Genomic DNA, 16,179 nt, shown 5'->3' with positions numbered 1-16,179 from the left:
GCGCCTGCGCCACCCGACGCCAGGCAGCGTACGGGTTGGTGACACACCTTGTGCACACGGAAGTCTGAAGCCATGACGCGACACAAGGCAGTAGTCCTCTCCTCGGTCCTGCTCTCCCTCGGCACGCTGGCGGTCGCCACTCCGGCCGTCGGCGACACCGGGCACGAACCGCCCGCTTCGGCCCCGGTGTCGAGGGCATCGGCATCCGCTTCCGCGCAGTACGAGGAGCGTGTGGTCACCGCCGTCGAGCGCGGTGCTCACACGCTGCAGGGCACCGATCCCGAGGGCGGTCTGCGGGACCTGCGCGCGCTGGGCCGTATGGTCCGGGACTCCCAGGTGGTGGGGCTGGGCGAGGCCACCCACGGTTCGCGGGACTTCTTCCGCATGAAGCACCGGGTCTTCCGCTACCTGGTCGAGGAGAAGGGGTTTCGGTCCTTCTCCCTGGAGCTTCCCTGGAGCAGCGGAGTGCGGCTCAACGAGTACGTGCTGGGCGGGAAGGGCGAGTTGAGGGACATCGCGCGTGAGGAGTTCCAGGGGTCGTACCGGATCTGGAACAACCAGGACTACCTCGACCTGGTCGAGTGGATGCGCGGCTACAACCTTCGCCATCCGGACGACCCGGTGCAGTTCATGGGCGACGACATGGGCTATGCCGGGCCCGAGCTGTACGAGCGTGTGACCGCCTATGTGGCCCGCAGGTACCCGCGGTTGCTGGGCCGCGTCACCGAGCTGTACCGCGGTCTGGCACCGGCCACCGATGCCGGCACCTACAGCGAGGAGTACTTCGAACTGCCGCTCGCCGAGCGCGAGGAGCGGGCTGAGCGGACCGGGAAAGTGTACGACCTCCTGCGCGCACAGCGTCCTGCCCCCGGCACCGACGAGCAGGAACACGGGTGGACGGTGCAGCACGCCAGGGCCATCCACCAGATGGCCAGGGGCATGGCCTTCGACTTCGCGGACGAGGACCAGGTGGCGGCGATGATGAAGCTGCGTGACCAGGTCATGGCCGAGAACGTGGCCTGGTGGCACCGGCACACCGGCGACCGGATCCTGCTGTCGGCGCACAACACACATGTGTCCTACGACTCGTTCGACGCGCGGTATCCCAAGACCCAGGGCGCCTTCCTGCGCGACGCGTTGGGCAAGGACTACGTGAGCATCGGCTTCAGCTTCTACAAGGGCGCCTTCAAGGCCTTCGGCACCGAGGACAACGTGATGCGCACCTACCGGGTGGGCGCCGCGAAGCCGGGCTCCAACGAACACACCCTGGACAAGGCACACCAGGACGACTACATCCTCGACCTGCGTACGGCCCCTCAGCCCGCGCGTGCCTGGCTGGACCAGGAGCGCGGCACCTGGAACATCGGCGCCGGATGGCCGGACCCGACGAAGTACACGACCGCCCTCGGCCGGGCCCACGACATCCTCGTCCACCTGCACGACGTCGAGGCGACAACGTACCTGGGCGCACCGTGATCCCCTTCCTCGCACCACCGCTGGGTCAGGCCGGCGGTGGCGCGCCGGTCCCAGCCCTGGACGCCGGGATACGACATCGTCGTAGGGTCTGCGGCGGATGGGGAGGCGTGCTCCTCGACGGCCCTGCGGCTTGAGGAGGGGTTGCCCGTGTTCGACTACGACGTGGAGCTCGCTCGCCATCACGAGCGACTGCTGGAGGCACTCGGCGTCCGCCCCGGTGACCGTGTCCTCGACATCGGCTGCGGCGCCGGCCTCACCACCCGGGACGCGGCCCGGGCGGCGTCACCGGGTACCGCCCTCGGCATCGACGTCTCGGGCCCGATGCTGGCGCGGGCCCGCCGCAAGGCCGGGGTGGAAGGGCTGCGGAACATCGATTTCGTGCAGGGCGACGCCCAGGAGTACGCCTTTGCGCCGGAGCACTTCGCTTCGGCCGTCAGTCGGTTCGGCACGATGTTCTTCTCCGACCCGGTCGCCGCGTTCGCCAACATCGGGCGGGCCCTGCGCCCTGGTGCGCGCTTCGTGCAGCTGGTCTGGCAGGCCGCCGAGCGTCAGGAGTGGCACACCGCGATCCGGGCGGCGCTCTCTCCCGGGGCAGCTCGGCCGGCGTCCTCATCAACGGCCGACGGCCCCTTCTCGCTGGCCGAGCCGCACGTCGTGACCGATGTCCTGGCCCGGTCCGGCTTCACGGCGGTGGAGGTCACCGACGTACGCGAGCCCGTCTGCTACGGCCCGGACGCCGAGCGCGCGCTGGCTGCCGTACGCCAGTTGCGGATGGTGAAGGACCGGGTCACCGACCTGGACGCCGTCTCCGCGGAGCGTGCCCTGGACCGGTTGCGCGGGACTCTACAGGCGCACGACACCGGTGAGGGCGTGTGGTTCGACTCCCGTGCCTGGTTGGTCGTCGCTCACCGAAATCCGGGGCACGGCAGCGGGGTGACGACATGGCACGGGTGATCGCCCGGCCCCTATCCGGCGGCGAGCTCGCCGGGAGCGGTGTCGTCACTCTCGGTGAGGCGCAGGTGGGCGGTGATCTCCTTGCCTCTGCCGCGGGGGGTGACGACGACTCTGTCGCTGACCGAGTGCACCAGGCGCAGGCCGTGCCCGCCGACACGGCCGCGGTCGGGCGGCTGGACCACCGGCGCGTCGGGCGAGGAGTCGTACATGCTGATCGACAGTTCCTCGCCGGTCAGCCGCAGCGTCAGGGCGCAGGGGCCGGGGGCGTGCCGCAGCACGTTCGTGACGAGCTCGCTGACGACGAGTTCGGCGTCCGTGAGCCGGGAGTCGGGGACGGCCGGGCGGTCGCTGCCCGGAGCGTGGGCGAGGACGGCGCGCACATCCCGCCGCGCTTCCACGGCGCGGGGAGTGCTCGGACCCCAGGCCGCGGCATAGCGCAGCCTGGCATGATCGTCCCTGCCCACCTCATCCGCCGCCTGCTGCATAAGCGGGATGATCATGTGGAGCTCTTTCGTCGCGTTCAACCACTTCTGGCCGGTTGCCGCTCTTGCGGCTACCCGGTCGCCGGGCGCGTACGCAGGCCGTGTGCGGTCGCACGGCAGCCGGGCGACGAGCGGCCGGTCAGGCCTGGCCGGGGCGGTCGGAGCGGACCCGCTGGGCGACGTCGCGCAGCTTGATGTTGTGCTGTTGCGAGATGCGGCGCAGCACGCTGAAGGCGTCGTCCTCGCTCAGCTTGTGCCGTTCCATCAGGATGCCCATGGCCTCACCGATGGCATGCCGGGTCTTCATGGCGTCCTCGAGCTGGTCGATCGTACGGGCGTCGGCCAGGGCGACGGCGGCGTGCGAGGCCAGCATCCAGCCGGCGGTCTCGATGTCCTTGTCGAAGGCGCCGGGGCGGCGGGAGTAGAGGTTCAGCGCGCCGAAGTCCTCGTCATGGGTGTAGAGCAGCACCCCGGTCATGCTGCCGATGCCCAGGTCGCGGGCCGCTTCCGCGAAGCGCGGCCAGGCCGGCTGCGGCCGGGTGATGTCCGCGATGCGGAACACGCGCTCCCCCTTGCCGCCGTCGGCGCGGGCGGCGAGATCGAAGCACGGGCCCTCGGCCAGCTCGCCCTGCAAACGGTCGGACGCCTCCACCACGTCGCCGCAGGCGGACAGGGTGACCGCCCGGCCCTTGCGGACCGCCAGGATCCCCGCCGCGTCGCAGCCCTCGACCAGACGCACCGCCGACGCCGCGATCTCGTCCAGCGTGCCCTGGACGGACTCCTGCGCCAGCAGGTTCCGCGCAAGCTGGGCCATCGCCTCGGCGAACTCCCGCCACTCCACCGCCACCACCCACCTCCACCGGTGCGGCCACCCTACCGCCGACCCGGTCCCGGCCGCCGCGCCACCGTGGGCTGCGGCCGGGGGTGCCCGGTCCCGGGGGCACCCGGCACCCGCTCGACGGCGGCGCGGTGCGGCTCCCGCCGCGACGGGCCAGGTCATCGGTGGTCGCCGGCTCCGGCAGCAGCCGGTCGAGGGCTTCTGCAAGCGGGCCGTCGCCCCCCGGCGTGCGGGCGGGGAGGCGACGGGCATGGCCGGGAGGCCGCACCTTGACACGGCCTCCCCGGCTCGTGTCTGAACCGGAGAAGCCTGGCCGGCGCGGCCCCCATGGGGTACGCCACCGCGCCCGGCCTGCCCTTCAAGTCCCCACCTCCGCCGGTGCTACTCCTGCGCAACCAGTGCCGGCCGGGACCGAACCGCGGCCCCTGCGTGAGCCGCGGTCCGCGGTGGACGACGGTTCAACGGTCCGCGTGCCGGACGCGGACGACCAGCTTGCCGGTGGCCCGGTCGTGCTCCATGTCGTCGTGGGCCTGCGGCACCTGGTCGAGGCCGTCGTAGACGCGGTCCACGGGGAAGGTGAGCCGGCCGGCGGCGACGGCGTCCAGGATCTCCTGGAAGGTCGCCCGGGGCAGGTCGGCCGCGTCGCCGAAGTAGCCGGCGAGGCGTACGCCCCTCGGCAGGTACTCGTTCGGGGAGAAGTCCCGCACCGTCCACTGGTTGGAGAGGCTGCCGCCGAAGCAGGCCGTGCCGTGGACGCGGACCGTGCGCAGGGTGTCGGGCAGGGTGGGTGTGCCGACCAGGTCGAGGGCGGCGTCGACGCCGTGCGGGTAGAGCTCGCGCACGGCGGGTGCGATCTCGCCGGTGTCCAGGACCGGGTGGTCGACGCCGTGCCCGGCCAGCAGGGCGAGGCGGTCGGCCCGCCGGGTGGTGGACAGCACGGTGGCACCGCGCCAGGCGGCGAGCGCGACGGCGGCCAGACCGACCGACGAGGTGCCGCCGCGGATCAGGACGGACTGGCCGGGCCTGAGGTCCAGGCCGACGGTGAGCGAGCCGTAGGCGGTCTGCACCATCTCCGGCAGCGCGCCCAGCACCTCCCAGGGCAGGTCCGTGTCGACGGGGATGACCTGGGACAGCGGCACGGAGGTGTACTCGGCGTAGCCGCCGTCGTAGGTGCGCCCCATGTCCCCCATCATCGCGACGACCTTCTGTCCGGTGACGAGCCCGCTGTCGGCCGGGGACGCGTCGACGGTGCCTGCGGCCTCGATGCCCGGCACCCGGGGGAAGCTCACGCCCTCGCTGAGGCCCAGCCGGAGCTTCAGCTCGGAGCGGTTGAGGCCGAACGCCTCCACGCGGATGCGCACCCAGCCGTCCCTCTCGGCCGGGAGCGGGAGTGTGGCCGGCCGCAGGTTGTGCACCGGGCCGGGAGCGGAGAGCCGGATCGCGCGCATCGTGCTCGGCGAGGACGTCATGAGCCTGCTTTCCACCCGGGGACAGGAGAGGCGGTCGGCGGTGGACAACGTGCAGACACCACGGGTTCATTCCCGACTCGTCCCGACGGACGGCCTGTTGAGACCACCGTCGAGATCCACCGGCACGGCACCGGCCGCGCGCTCGATCCGGCCCGCAGACGCATGGTCGGTGTCATCGCCGTCACCTTCGATGACTCCGGGCACCGGGGCGGGAAGTGCCGACCCGAGGTGGCGGGCGACGGAGGTGAGCGATTTCCTGAACACCTGCGCGAGCTGAGCTACGCTCGTCTCCCGCTGCGGGCGAACTGGCGTGCATCGAATGTGACTTCGGGGGATTTCTTGTCGGGACAGCGGCCGGAGTCGGCGGACGACGCGGCTGCCGCGCTGCGGCAGACCGGTGCCTCACCCCTGCGGCTCGGTGACCCGAGGCGCGTCGGACCGTACGCGCCGGTGGCGCTGCTCGGCAGTGGCGGGATGGGACGGGTCTATCTGGCGCGTCCCGCGGACGACAGCCCGGGTCTGGTCGCGGTCAAGGTGATCAGGCCGGAGTACGCGGAGGACCCCAGGTTCCGGCGCCGCTTCGAGCGTGAGGCGGCCGTGCACGCCCGCCTGCGGACACCGCACGCACCGCGCCTGTGCGGCACGGGCTTCGAGGACGAGCTGCTGTGGATGGCCACGGAGTACCTCCCGGGTTTCGATCTCGCGGAGGCGGTGAAGGAGTACGGCGCCCTGGGCGCGGACGCGGTGTGGCGGCTGGTGGCGGAGCTGGGGCAGGCGCTCGCCGGTCTGGCCGTCGAGGAGATCGTGCACCGCGATCTCAAGCCGTCCAACGTCCTGCTGTCCCTGCGCGGCGCGCACGTGATCGACTTCGGGATCTCGAAGGCCGCGGACGCGAGCGCGATCACCGGCACCGGGAACCGGGTGGGGACTCCGGCCTACATGTCGCCCGAGCATCTGCGGGAAGGCCGCTCCGACACGGCGTCCGACGTGTTCTCGCTGGCCGGGACGCTGGTGTACGCCGCTTCGGGCCGCGCGCCGTTCGGTGACGGCACCGGGGTCGACGTGATGCACCGGGTGGCGTACGAGGACCCCAACCCCGGGGTGATCGGGGGGATCTCGGCGGCGGACGAGGAGCTCGGCGCCCTGCTGACCGCCTGTCTCGACAAGGAGCCCGCGCGGCGGCCGACCCCGCAGGAGCTGGTCGACGCCGCCCGGGCGCACCCCGTGGCCGCCGCCTGGCCGGAGCCGCTGGGCGGCAAGGTGCTCGCCCGGCAGCAGGCGTACGAGGCGCTGCACGGTCTGCCGGTCGCGGATCTGGGCTGTCTGCGGTCGCCGGGTGCGCCGCCGCCGCTGTCCGCGCGTCCGCCGCGGCCTGCTCCCCTGTCCGCCGCCCTGCCCGCGTCTTCGGATGCGCCGCCGTCCGCGCAGGCCGCGAGCACTCCCGTGCCGGGCCCTGCGGAGGAGTCCGCCCACAGGCGCAGAAGGGCGTTACTGGTCGCCGCCGCGGCCCTCACGATCTGTGTCGTGGCCGCGGTGGCGTTGCTGCTCGTCCGCCAGAACCCGCCCGTCACCGCCGCTCCCGGACCCGGGGTCGGCACATCGGAAGGCTCCAGCTCCCGTGACCCCTCCGACGGGCCGGTGTCACCGGGCAAGGGCGGACTGAGCCGACCGGAGGCCGACGGCGCCGTGGCCGAGGGCGCAGCCGCGACGGCCGGGGCGGCCACCTCGGCCGAGGCCCGGACCTCGAACCCCACCGACGACCGGGACGACGCCGCTCTGCCCCCGGGTGGCGATCCGTCCGCCACGCCGTCCCCCACCCCGTCCTCCGGCAGTCCGTCCGCCGGGACCGACACCGCTCCCTGGCTCTCGGAGTGCACCTACTACGACGGCTACGGACGCACCCGCCCCGGGGACAGCGGCCGACGCGTCCAGCAGGTGCAGTGCATGCTGACCGAGCGCGGCTACAGCGTGGGAAGCACCGGCGTGGACGGTGAGTTCGGGTCCGGCACCGAGTCCGCGGTCCGCGCCTTCCAGGACGAGCGGGGCCTGAACGCCGACGGTGTCGTGGCGCACGACACCTGGGTCGCGCTGCGCAGCTCCGACTGACGCACGGTTCAGCGGACCGGCTCACCGATGCCCAGCAGGTTGCCCTCGCTGTCGCGGAACCAGGCCGCGCGTTCCCCCCGGGCGTTCTTGCTCGGGTAGTTGCCGTCGACGTCGGCAATGCCGTTGACGGTACGCAGACCGGGAACGTCGACCTCCTCGAACACCACTCCGCGCTGCCTCAGTTCGGACACGGCCGTCTCGATGTCGTCGACCTCCCATCCCATCTGGGTGAAGGTGCCGGGTGAGGCACCCGTCGACTGGAAGAGGGCGAAGTCCGCGCCCCCGCAGCGGTACAGCAGTCCGCCGGGGCGTTCGTCGACGGGTTCGAGCCCCAGCTTCTCGGCATAGAAGCGCCGGGCCCGTTCCAGGTCCTGGGCGGGCAGCCGGGTCGCCACGCGCCCCCGGGCCAGAATGTTCCTGTCATCCGCGGTCATGCCTCCACTGTGTGCCCTGACACGGGCGTGGCATCGGCGGCTCGGGCCCGGCGTGGCGCACGGCCGGATCCGTGTGGTGGGGTCAGCGGTAGCAGGTGGTGACGCCCGGCCGCCACGGGCAGGCGAGGCCCGCGAAGCCGCCGTTCGCCACGACGTCGACGGTCAGCGGGTCGCCGCCGCGCAGCACCCGCCGGTCCTGGACGAGTCCGTCGGCCCCGTCCCGGATCGTCTCCACCAGCCACCGGCCCGGCCCCAGGGACAGCGGGACCTCGGCGGTGCGGGCGGCACCGGCGTAGAGCCCGCCCAGGAACCAGCGGTCCCCACTGCGGCGGGCCAGGACGGCCTCCTGCCCGGGTCCGCCGACGAGCAGACGGGTGTCGTCCCAGGCCGCCGGGACCTGGTCGAAGTAGGCGCGGGCCAGCGGTCGGTCCTCGTACGACTGCGGGGTGCCCGCGAACATCTGCAGACCCGACTCGTAGGCGACGGTGAGGCCGACCTCGGCCGCGTCGGAGTTGGGGCGCAGGCCGACGCGCTGGAAGGCACCCGGGGTGAAGTCCATGGAGCCGATGACGTTGCGGGTGAAGGGCAGGGTGGTGAGGTGGACGGCGGTGTTGGTGCGCTTCTCCTCGCCCGCGACGCCCTCCAGGGTCATGACCTGCGGCCAGGTCCGCTGGATGCCCTTGGGGACCGTGGAGCCGTGGAAGTCGACCATGAGGTGGTGGGCGGCCGTCTCCGCGAGGACGGTGTCGTACCACCGGAGCATGGGCTGCGCCTCGGAGTTCATGAAGTCGATCTTGACGCCCTTCACGCCCCACGCCTCCAGGGTCGGCAGCCACCGGGCGCGTTCCTCGGCAGTGTCGAGGTCGCGCTGGTGGATCCACACGATGATGCCGACGCCCTTGGCGCGGGCGTACCGGACGAGTTCCGGCAGCCAGCTGTCGGTCTGCCAGTCGGGGTCGGTCACGTCCCACTCCCCCGGCCGGTAGTACCAGCCGGCGTCGACCGCCTCGTACGGCCAGTGGCGTTCGGCCGCGTAGTCGACGTACGCCTTCTGCGCGGCGAGGCTCTGGCCCGCCTCCCTGCCGCCCGCGAGCCACGTCCACAGGACCGTGCCGGGCCGGATCCAGGAGGTGTCGCGGACCTTCGACGCGGGGGCCAGGTCGTCGGTGAAGGTGGAGCGGGTGACGGTGGCGAGGTCGCCGGTGACCATGGCCCGCCAGGGGGTGGCGAGGGGCCCGTCGCTCGTCACCCGCGCGTCGGCGAGCTCGACGCGGTAGCCGCCGGAGCCCTGGGTGTGGGCGAGGCGGGCGCCGGAGTAGGAGCCGTCGAGGCCGGACTCGGCGAGCAGGGTGTAGCCGCCGTCGGTCGAGAACAGGGCCTGGGGGGAGTACTCGCCGCTGGGGGCGGTCGCCGCGGTGTACTGGGCGAACTGCCCCTCGTTGTCCGCCCGGTAGGTGCCGAGCCAGGCCTTCGCGTCCGCCGGGGGGTTGAAGGCGGACGCCTCGCCGAGGACGTCACCGGTTGTGGCGGGCAGTACGTACCGGTAGGCGACACCGTCCGCGGAGGCACGGACGACGAGGTCGAGACGGGCGCCCGCGGCAGTGGTGAAGGACAGCCGGGTCTCGTTCATGCGGACCCGCCGGTCCAGCCGTTTGCCGGACTTGGTGCGGTAACGCTCCTGAACGGTAGGGCTCTTGCGGTGCAGGAAGCGCAAGTCCGCGGAAAGGTCGGCCTGTTCGGTGACGAGGCCGACGGGTGACGGCTCGATGACCGTACGGCCGTCCCGGGTGACGGCCAGGCTCAGCGTGCCCCTGCTGTCGTCGAGGGTGACCTCGGCGCGCGGGGCGTGTGCTCCCGCGGACAGGGACCAGGACCGGTCGTGCCGGTCGTGTTGTTCGGCTCGGGCGGGTGCTGTGGTGAGGAGTGCGGCCGCCAGCGAGGCGCAGAGCGCGGTGACCGCGGTTCTGATCGGAACTGCCATCGAAAGCCTCCGAGTTGTGTTGCCTTTGTCGGCCTTTACGGCAGTCCCCACGCCGGTCCCGGCTCGCTGACGGCGACGGGCGCGATGCTCAGGTCGGGTCGGGAACCGGTGTGGACGAGCACCTCGCGGCCGCGGGGCAGGTCGATGGCGAGGGTGCCGTCACCGAGGTCGTGGGTGCGGGCCGCGGTTCCGTCCTCCAGAACAGCGGTGAGCCGGCCGGTGAGGCCGTGCCGCAGCTTGAGGGGTTCGCCCGCCAGGCTCCTGACCCGGACGAAGCGGGTGGTCCCCGCTTTGCGGACGGCGCTGACCAGGAAGGCGCCCTGGGTGCGGAAGTTGTGCAGCGTGAGGTCCGCCCAGGCGGTGGGGACGGCCGGGAAGACGCGGATGGTCCCGCCCCAGCTCTGGCAGAACATGTCGTGCAGGGACTGCGAGGCGGACAACGGGGTCTCGATGACCGGGCCGGCCTCGGTGTAGTGGGTGTTGGCCCGGCAGGGGTAACGGGTGGTCGGGTCGAAGAACTTGCGGAGGTAGGTGATCGCGGTGTCGCCGTCGCCGGTCATGGCGTACAGGGAGGCGGCACCGGTGTAGCTGTAGCCGCGGTGGGCGCCGGTCAGCGCGTGCCAGCGGGTCACCGACCTGGAGATCAGGTCGCGGTTCTCGGGCTGGTCCCAGTTGACGAGGTACAGCGGGTACACCATCAGCAGGTGTGAGTAGTGCCGGTGGGACTGCGCGTACGGGGTCTCGGCGCCGATCATGAAACCGTCGTCGTCGACCGGGTACGGCGTGAGCCGGGCGAGCACGTCCTGCCAGCGTGGCTTCAACTCATCGTCCACGCCGAGCAGTTCGGCGGACTCGATGAGGGTCTGGCAGCCCCAGCGGATGAGGGCGAGGTCGTAGTTGGTGTCCTGCGGCGGCACTACGGGGTACTCGGGCGAGAGGGTGCTGGGCAGGTGGAGCTTGCCGTCGCTGCCCGGGGTGAGGAAGTGCAGGTAGTAGTTGATCGCCCGGCGCAGGATGGGGTAGATCGTGTCGCGCAGCAGGGAGCGGTCCATGGAGTGGCGGTAGGACAGCCACACGTTGTGCAGGGCCCAGGTGAGGTCGCCGGTCTCGGCTCCGGAACCCGGCCGGCCCACGCCCCGGTTGGCGAACATGTCGGAGCTGCGGCCGATGCCCGCGCTGTCGGCGCGGTAGGCGGCGGGCACGTTGGCGATGAGCTGTTCCTGGTTCTGGCGCAGGGTGGTGGCCAGGGAGTCGAGCTCCGGGTGGTTGAAGCCGTGGATGAGCCAGTACTCCAGTTGGACGTTGAGGTTCCACCAGACCGCGGGCCAGGGTGTGGGCTCCAGCCAGGGCCCGCAGGTGGCCATGACGGGACCGCCGGCGCGGCTGGCGGAGGCGACCTTGTAGAGCTGGATCCAGTGGAAGCTCTGAAGGCGCTGGTCGGGGAACGAGACGAAGCTCTTGCGGTAGAACGCGTGCCACCAGCTGGTGTGCCGTTGCCTCAGCGCGCTGTACGACTTCGCGCGGCGGAGGTTGCGCAGTGAGTCGGCCTCCGCGGCGGTGTCGGACGGGTGGCTGTGGCCGACGCTGAGGAGCAGGTCGTCGCCGGTGCGGCGGTGGGCGGTGGCGGTCCGGCCGCCGCCGGTGAGCGGCTGGAGGACCTGTTCGGTGCCGTCCGGAGCGGTGCGGGTGGTCCAGGGCGGGTTGGCGGTGTAGCCGGCGGGCGGAGCCTCACTGATCTTGCGGGGGCTGACGGCTTCCTCGGGGTGGAAGGTCCAGGTGACCCGTTCGCCGCCGTCGGCCGTGACGCGGACGGCGAGAACCTCGTCGTGGACGAGGGCGGCGAGGGTGAGGGTGCCGGCCGTGGTGGTGACGGTGCCGGTGAGTTCGGCGTTCCACAGGCTCAGCCGCCAGTCGACGGCGGTGATGGTGCCGGCCGGTTCGAGGGTGAGGTGGCCGACGGGCAGGCGGCAGGTGCCCCAGCCGCTGCCGAACTCGGGGCGGTGGTCCTGTACCCGTCCGTGCTGGACGGTGAAGCGGATCCGGTCGGTGCCGGGCTCCTGGTAGATCATGCTGCCGAGCAGACCGTCGCCGAGGAACGGGCCCTCGTGCCAGAGGGTGGGCAGCCTGGTCCACAGCAGGTCCTGAGCACGCAGGAATGCCGCCCAGGCACCGTCGGTGGTCATCGTGTCGCGGAGCTTCCAGGGGCGCGCGGTGCTCCGCCGCGTGGACGCCGGAGCTTCGGCGTGAGCCGTACCGGGTAACGCGGCCGCCGCGGCTCCGCCGAGCGCGGTGCCGAGTACGGCTCTGCGCGGCGGCTGCGGGTGGCTCTCCGGCTGTGAGGTCATCGGCGTCCTCCAGAGCGGGTCCTGATACATCGGGTGTATCGGGGAACCTAAGAGGGGCTCGTGTACCTGTCAATGACGACAACGCACCGGTAATTGCAGCAAAGTTCAGCCACATGGAGGTCATTGGGCCGAGATTCGCACGTCAGCAGGCCCAGACCTTCTCCCGCCATCCATCCGATGTATCGGGGAAGCGAGACGGTATCGACAGGACGGCCTGAAGGGGGCGTTGACACCCACCGCGTTCGGCGTCACGGTGAGGGTTTCCCCCGCGCGCATCGGGCTCGGAGGTCTTGCCTTGGCTGGTTCATCCGCACCGCACTCGGACACCGAACTCGTCGAACGGGTACGGAAACTTCAGCCCCTCATCCGTGCGCACGCCCTGCGCACGGAGCGGGAACGCCGGGTGGTCGGCGAGGTCGTCACCGCCCTGACGGAGGCGGGGGTCCACCGCATGAACATCCCCCGCCGCTACGGCGGTTACCAGTCCTCGGCCCGCACCCAGGTCGACGTGCTGAGCGAGATCTCCGCCGCCTGCGGGTCCACGGGTTTCACCACGCTGATCCAGGCCGGGTGCGCGTTCATCGCGGCGCTCTTCCCGGACGAGGCGCAGGACGAGATCTTCGCCGACCCCGGCGTCCGGGTCAGCGGCACCCTCGTCCCGAAGGCGAAGGCCCGTCCGGTGGAAGGGGGTTACGTCGTCGAGGGCACCTCCCCGTTCGCCACCGGCTGCCAGGACTCCGACTGGCACCTGCTGACCGCGGTGGCGGACTCCGGGGACGGCCGGCCGCCGGAGCTGCTGTGGACGGCCGTTCCGATGGCCGAGCTCGACGTGCTCGACGACTGGCACGTGTCCGGTCTGGCCGGGAGCGGCAGCAACAGCGTGGTGGCCCGTGACGTCCGTGTCCCGGCCCACCGGGCACTGCCCCTCGGGCCGTTGCTGGCCGGCTCCTTCCCGTCCCGGCTCAACAGCGCCGACCCCTTCTACGGCATGCCCGTCCTCCTGCTGTTCTGCGTCTGGACGGCGGCCGGCGCCCTCGGGCCGGCCAGGGCTTCGCTGGAGGAGTTCGGCGAACGCGTCCACCAGCGGGGCATCACCTACACGGTGTACGAGCATCAGCACGAAGCCCCTCTGACTCATCTGCAGTTCGCCGAGGCCGCGATGAAGATCTCCTGCGCCGAACTGCTCACCGACGACTTCGTCTCGCTGATCGACACCCGGGCAGCCGGAGGCAACCAGTACACGACACGGGAACGGGCGCGCATCCGCGCCCAGAGCGGCCATGTGGCGCGGCTGTGCAAGGAGGCCGTGGATCTGATCGGTTCCGCGTCCGGCGCGTCGTCACTGCGCCTGGACGTCCCCCTCCAGCGTGCCGTGCGGGACCTCAACGCCCTGAACCTGCATTCCTTCGTCAACCCCGCGGCCAGTCTGGAGCTGTACGGCAGGGTGCTGTCGGGGCTGGACGCCGGCACGCCGTTCCTCTAGGTGAACCACCGCTCGCTTTACTCAGGCGGGAGTTGAGTACACGTGCTCATACCCGCTGCCCGCCGCGCGGCCAGGATGGGTGCACGGCGCCACCAGAGGTGCCGGTGTGATCCAACTGAACCGTCGGGGGAATCCTCATGTCGCGTCGTATCGTTGTGTCCGTGGTCGCCGGTGTCGTCGTGCTCGGTGGTGCGGGTGCTTTCGCCCTCGCCTACGCCGGGGACCGGTCGCCGGCGCTGGCGCACAGCACGGCCCGCTACACCGCGCCCGACGGGGACCGCGACGGTTCGCTGGCCTTCACCACCGACGTCACGGCGTCCTCCGGGCTCAAGAGCGTGAAGGTGCTGGCCTGGCCCGCGAACTCGTCCTTCGCGAAGAAGGGGCTGACCGCCAAGGACATGGCCGCCGTGGAGTCGGCCGTCTGCAAGCCCTCGGGTGGGGACACCGAGCGGTGCAGCTACCGGGTCGCCGTCACCCGGGCCGACGCCGACGCGTCCCCGCGGGGCCTGTGGCACGTGGCCGTCCTGGCCACCGCCGAGAACGGCGACACGACACTGGACACCGAGGCGGCCGCCTTCAAGGTGGGCTGACCCGGACAAGCGCGTGAGCGTCCGCTCGTCACTTGTGCACTGTCGTCCCGAACGGAAGGGGTTCACCCGAGCGCAGGTGCTCCCTCAGCCACTGCTCGGTGTTGCTGACATGCAGCAGGGCTGCGGCCTGGCTGAGGGCGGAGTCACGGGTGGACAGCGCCTTGAAGATCGCCTCGTGCTCGGCGAGTGTGCGGCCCGCGGCCTTGTCGTCGATCAGACCGCGCCAGATGCGGGCGCGCAGGGTGCGGCCCGAGATCCCTTCCAGGAGGGTGAGGAGGGTCTCGTTGCCCGTGGCCGAGACGACGGCGCGGTGGAAGGCGGCGTCGTGGGCGTTGAGCTGTGCGACGTCGTCGCTGGCCTCGCGCATGGCGTCCAGGTGCCGCTTCACCTCGTCCAGTTGGGCGTCGGAGATCCGGGTGGCGGCGAGAGCCGTGGCCATCGGTTCGAGCAGCCGCCGTACCTCCATGAGGTCCTGCAGCGCGACCGAGTCGCCCTGGAGCAGTTCCACCGCGCCACCGAGCCCCTCCAGGAGCAGGCTCGGCTGGAGGCTGGTCACATACGTGCCGTCGCCCCTGCGGACCTCCAGGACCCGGGCCACGGCCAGGGCCTTGACCGCCTCACGGGCGAGGTTGCGGGACAGGCCCAGTTGGGCGGCCAGGTCGGGCTCCGGCGGGAGCTTCGAACCCGGGGGCAGCGCACCGGTCCGGATCAGCTCACGGATGTCCTCGATGGCCTTGTCCGTCAGAGACACCGCTCATCCCTCCCCCCACCGTGCGCAGCGGGCGCCTCCGGCCTGATCGGGCCCCGAGGCCGGAAAGCGCCCGGGAGGCCGCCGGAGAGGTGCTGATCACGGTGTTCCACGTTCCGTCCGACCTGTTCGGGAGTCCGCACGCCTAGGGCGACGTTGATGATACTGGGACGCGTCGGCGGGAAGACGATCGCGTCGTCGGGTGGGCTCGGCCCGCCTCAGCGCCTGACGTGGGCCGATCCGCCCGCGATGAGCGCCTCGACCTCCTGGAGCGAGGCCATGGACACGTCCCCGGGGGTGGTCATGGTGAGCGCGCCGTGAGCGGTGCCGTACGCCAGGGCCCGCTCCAGTCCGGTGCCGCCGAGCAGTCCGTGGATCAGACCGGCGGCGAAGGCGTCGCCGGAGCCGATGCGGTCCAGGACCTGCAGAGCGGGCATCCGGGGACCGGTGACGAAGCCCGTTTCGGCGGACCAGGCGGCCGACGACCAGTCGTTGACCCCGGCCGAGGGAACCTCGCGCAGGGTGGTCGCCAGCACCTTCGCCCGGGGCAGCAGACCGGACACCGCGGCCAGCGCGTCCGCCACCTCGTCGACACCGACGCGGGCCTGCCCCGGGTACGTCCCGGCCAGGCCCAGAGCGCCCACCACGACGTCGGCCTGCCGGGCGAGTCGCAGGTCGACCTCGCGGGCCCGCTCGGCGCCGCCGCGGCCTGCCCAGAGGCTGGGGCGGTGGTTGGGGTCGTAGGAGACCGTGACGCCATGGCGGCGCGCCGCGGCCATCGCCTCGTCGGCGGACGTCGACCGTGGTGTCCGACAGGCCGGCGAAGATGCCGCCGGTGTGGAACCAGCGCACCCCGGCCGAGAACATGGCGTCCCAGTCGACGTCTCCTTTGCGGAGTTGGGACACGGCGGTGTGGGCGCGGTCGCTGACTCCGAGCGCGCCGCGGATGCCGTAGCCGCGTTCGACGAAGTTGAGGCCGTTGCGGGCGGTCCGCCCGATGCCGTCGTCGCAGACCCATCGGATCAGTGAGGTGTCCACACCGCCCTGGAGGATCAGGTCCTCGACGAGCCGGCCCACCGCGTTGTCGGCGAGCGCGGTCACGACGGCGGTGCGCAGCCCGAAACAGCGGCGCAGTCCGCGTACGACGTTGTACTCGCCGCCTCCCTCCCACACCTGGAAGCTGCGGGCGGTCCGGATACGGCCCTCACCGGGGTCGAAACGCAGCATCACCTCGCCGAGGGCGACCGCGTCGATCACGACATGCTCCTCTCCG

General features: G+C 71.9%; 12 protein-coding genes and 1 pseudogene. 5 read left to right on the top strand and 8 right to left on the bottom strand.

Translation table 11 applies throughout. The features are described 5' to 3' along the window. The first annotated feature begins 72 nt into the window (after window positions 1–72). Together M2163_RS42955 and M2163_RS42950 are read left to right on the top strand one after the other, a co-directional pair. Window positions 73–1,476, top strand: coding sequence for an erythromycin esterase family protein (locus M2163_RS42955; RefSeq protein WP_280896756.1), 1,404 nt, complete (start codon window positions 73–75; stop codon window positions 1,474–1,476). A gap of 147 nt (window positions 1,477–1,623) precedes the next feature. Next, window positions 1,624–2,430, top strand: a complete 807-nt coding sequence (locus M2163_RS42950) for a class I SAM-dependent methyltransferase (RefSeq protein ID WP_280896755.1) — start codon at window positions 1,624–1,626, stop codon at window positions 2,428–2,430. Window positions 2,431–2,441: 11 nt separating this feature from the next. On the opposite strand, the gene M2163_RS42945 is transcribed toward M2163_RS42950, so the two are convergent. The 3 genes from M2163_RS42945 to M2163_RS42935 all read right to left on the bottom strand — a co-directional run bounded on the left by M2163_RS42945 (window position 2,442) and on the right by M2163_RS42935 (window position 5,219). Beyond that, window positions 2,442–2,930, bottom strand: a complete 489-nt coding sequence (locus M2163_RS42945; RefSeq protein WP_280847442.1) for an ATP-binding protein — start codon at window positions 2,928–2,930, stop codon at window positions 2,442–2,444. Window positions 2,931–3,051: 121 nt separating this feature from the next. Further along, entirely contained in the window at window positions 3,052–3,753 is a 702-nt protein-coding gene (locus M2163_RS42940; RefSeq protein WP_280853998.1) for a GAF and ANTAR domain-containing protein, read from the bottom strand. 455 nt (window positions 3,754–4,208) lie between these two features. Next, window positions 4,209–5,219 (bottom strand): zinc-binding dehydrogenase, encoded by a 1,011-nt coding sequence (locus tag M2163_RS42935; protein ID WP_280896754.1) that lies wholly within the window; start codon window positions 5,217–5,219, stop codon window positions 4,209–4,211. Between the two features lie 339 nt (window positions 5,220–5,558). Between M2163_RS42935 and M2163_RS42930 the strand changes: the two genes are divergently transcribed. Then, window positions 5,559–7,325, top strand: coding sequence for a protein kinase (locus M2163_RS42930; RefSeq protein ID WP_280896753.1), 1,767 nt, complete (start codon window positions 5,559–5,561; stop codon window positions 7,323–7,325). 8 nt (window positions 7,326–7,333) lie between these two features. Here M2163_RS42930 and M2163_RS42925 read toward each other — a convergent pair whose 3' ends face one another. The 3 genes from M2163_RS42925 to M2163_RS42915 all read right to left on the bottom strand — a co-directional run bounded on the left by M2163_RS42925 (window position 7,334) and on the right by M2163_RS42915 (window position 12,085). After that, window positions 7,334–7,759 carry a VOC family protein gene (locus M2163_RS42925; protein WP_280896752.1) on the bottom strand — a complete coding sequence of 142 codons (426 nt, stop codon included), beginning with the start codon at window positions 7,757–7,759 and terminating at the stop codon, window positions 7,334–7,336. 82 nt (window positions 7,760–7,841) lie between these two features. Then, window positions 7,842–9,740, bottom strand: a complete 1,899-nt coding sequence (locus tag M2163_RS42920; RefSeq protein ID WP_280896751.1) for a glycoside hydrolase family 97 protein — start codon at window positions 9,738–9,740, stop codon at window positions 7,842–7,844. 35 nt (window positions 9,741–9,775) lie between these two features. Further along, window positions 9,776–12,085, bottom strand: coding sequence for a Tat pathway signal sequence domain protein (locus M2163_RS42915; protein WP_280896750.1), 2,310 nt, complete (start codon window positions 12,083–12,085; stop codon window positions 9,776–9,778). Between the two features lie 295 nt (window positions 12,086–12,380). Here M2163_RS42915 and M2163_RS42910 point away from each other — a divergent pair, with 295 nt between their 5' ends. Both M2163_RS42910 and M2163_RS42905 read left to right on the top strand, forming a co-directional pair. After that, window positions 12,381–13,568 carry an acyl-CoA dehydrogenase family protein gene (locus M2163_RS42910; protein WP_280896749.1) on the top strand — a complete coding sequence of 396 codons (1,188 nt, stop codon included), beginning with the start codon at window positions 12,381–12,383 and terminating at the stop codon, window positions 13,566–13,568. A 137-nt stretch (window positions 13,569–13,705) separates the two neighbouring features. Beyond that, window positions 13,706–14,158, top strand: a complete 453-nt coding sequence (locus M2163_RS42905) for a DUF5707 domain-containing protein (RefSeq protein ID WP_280896748.1) — start codon at window positions 13,706–13,708, stop codon at window positions 14,156–14,158. A 28-nt stretch (window positions 14,159–14,186) separates the two neighbouring features. Here the strand turns inward: M2163_RS42905 and M2163_RS42900 are convergent, their stop codons facing one another. Together M2163_RS42900 and M2163_RS42895 are read right to left on the bottom strand one after the other, a co-directional pair. After that, window positions 14,187–14,909, bottom strand: coding sequence for a FadR/GntR family transcriptional regulator (locus M2163_RS42900; RefSeq protein WP_280847450.1), 723 nt, complete (start codon window positions 14,907–14,909; stop codon window positions 14,187–14,189). Window positions 14,910–15,124: 215 nt separating this feature from the next. Continuing rightward, window positions 15,125–16,163: pseudogene (locus tag M2163_RS42895) on the bottom strand (sugar kinase). Window positions 16,164–16,179: the final 16 nt, after the last annotated feature.

Source organism: Streptomyces sp. SAI-135, from assembly GCF_029893805.1.
Lineage (GTDB): Bacteria > Actinomycetota > Actinomycetes > Streptomycetales > Streptomycetaceae > Streptomyces.
Note: the sequence above shows the minus strand (reverse complement) of the source record. Positions and strands in the feature narration are given on the sequence as shown.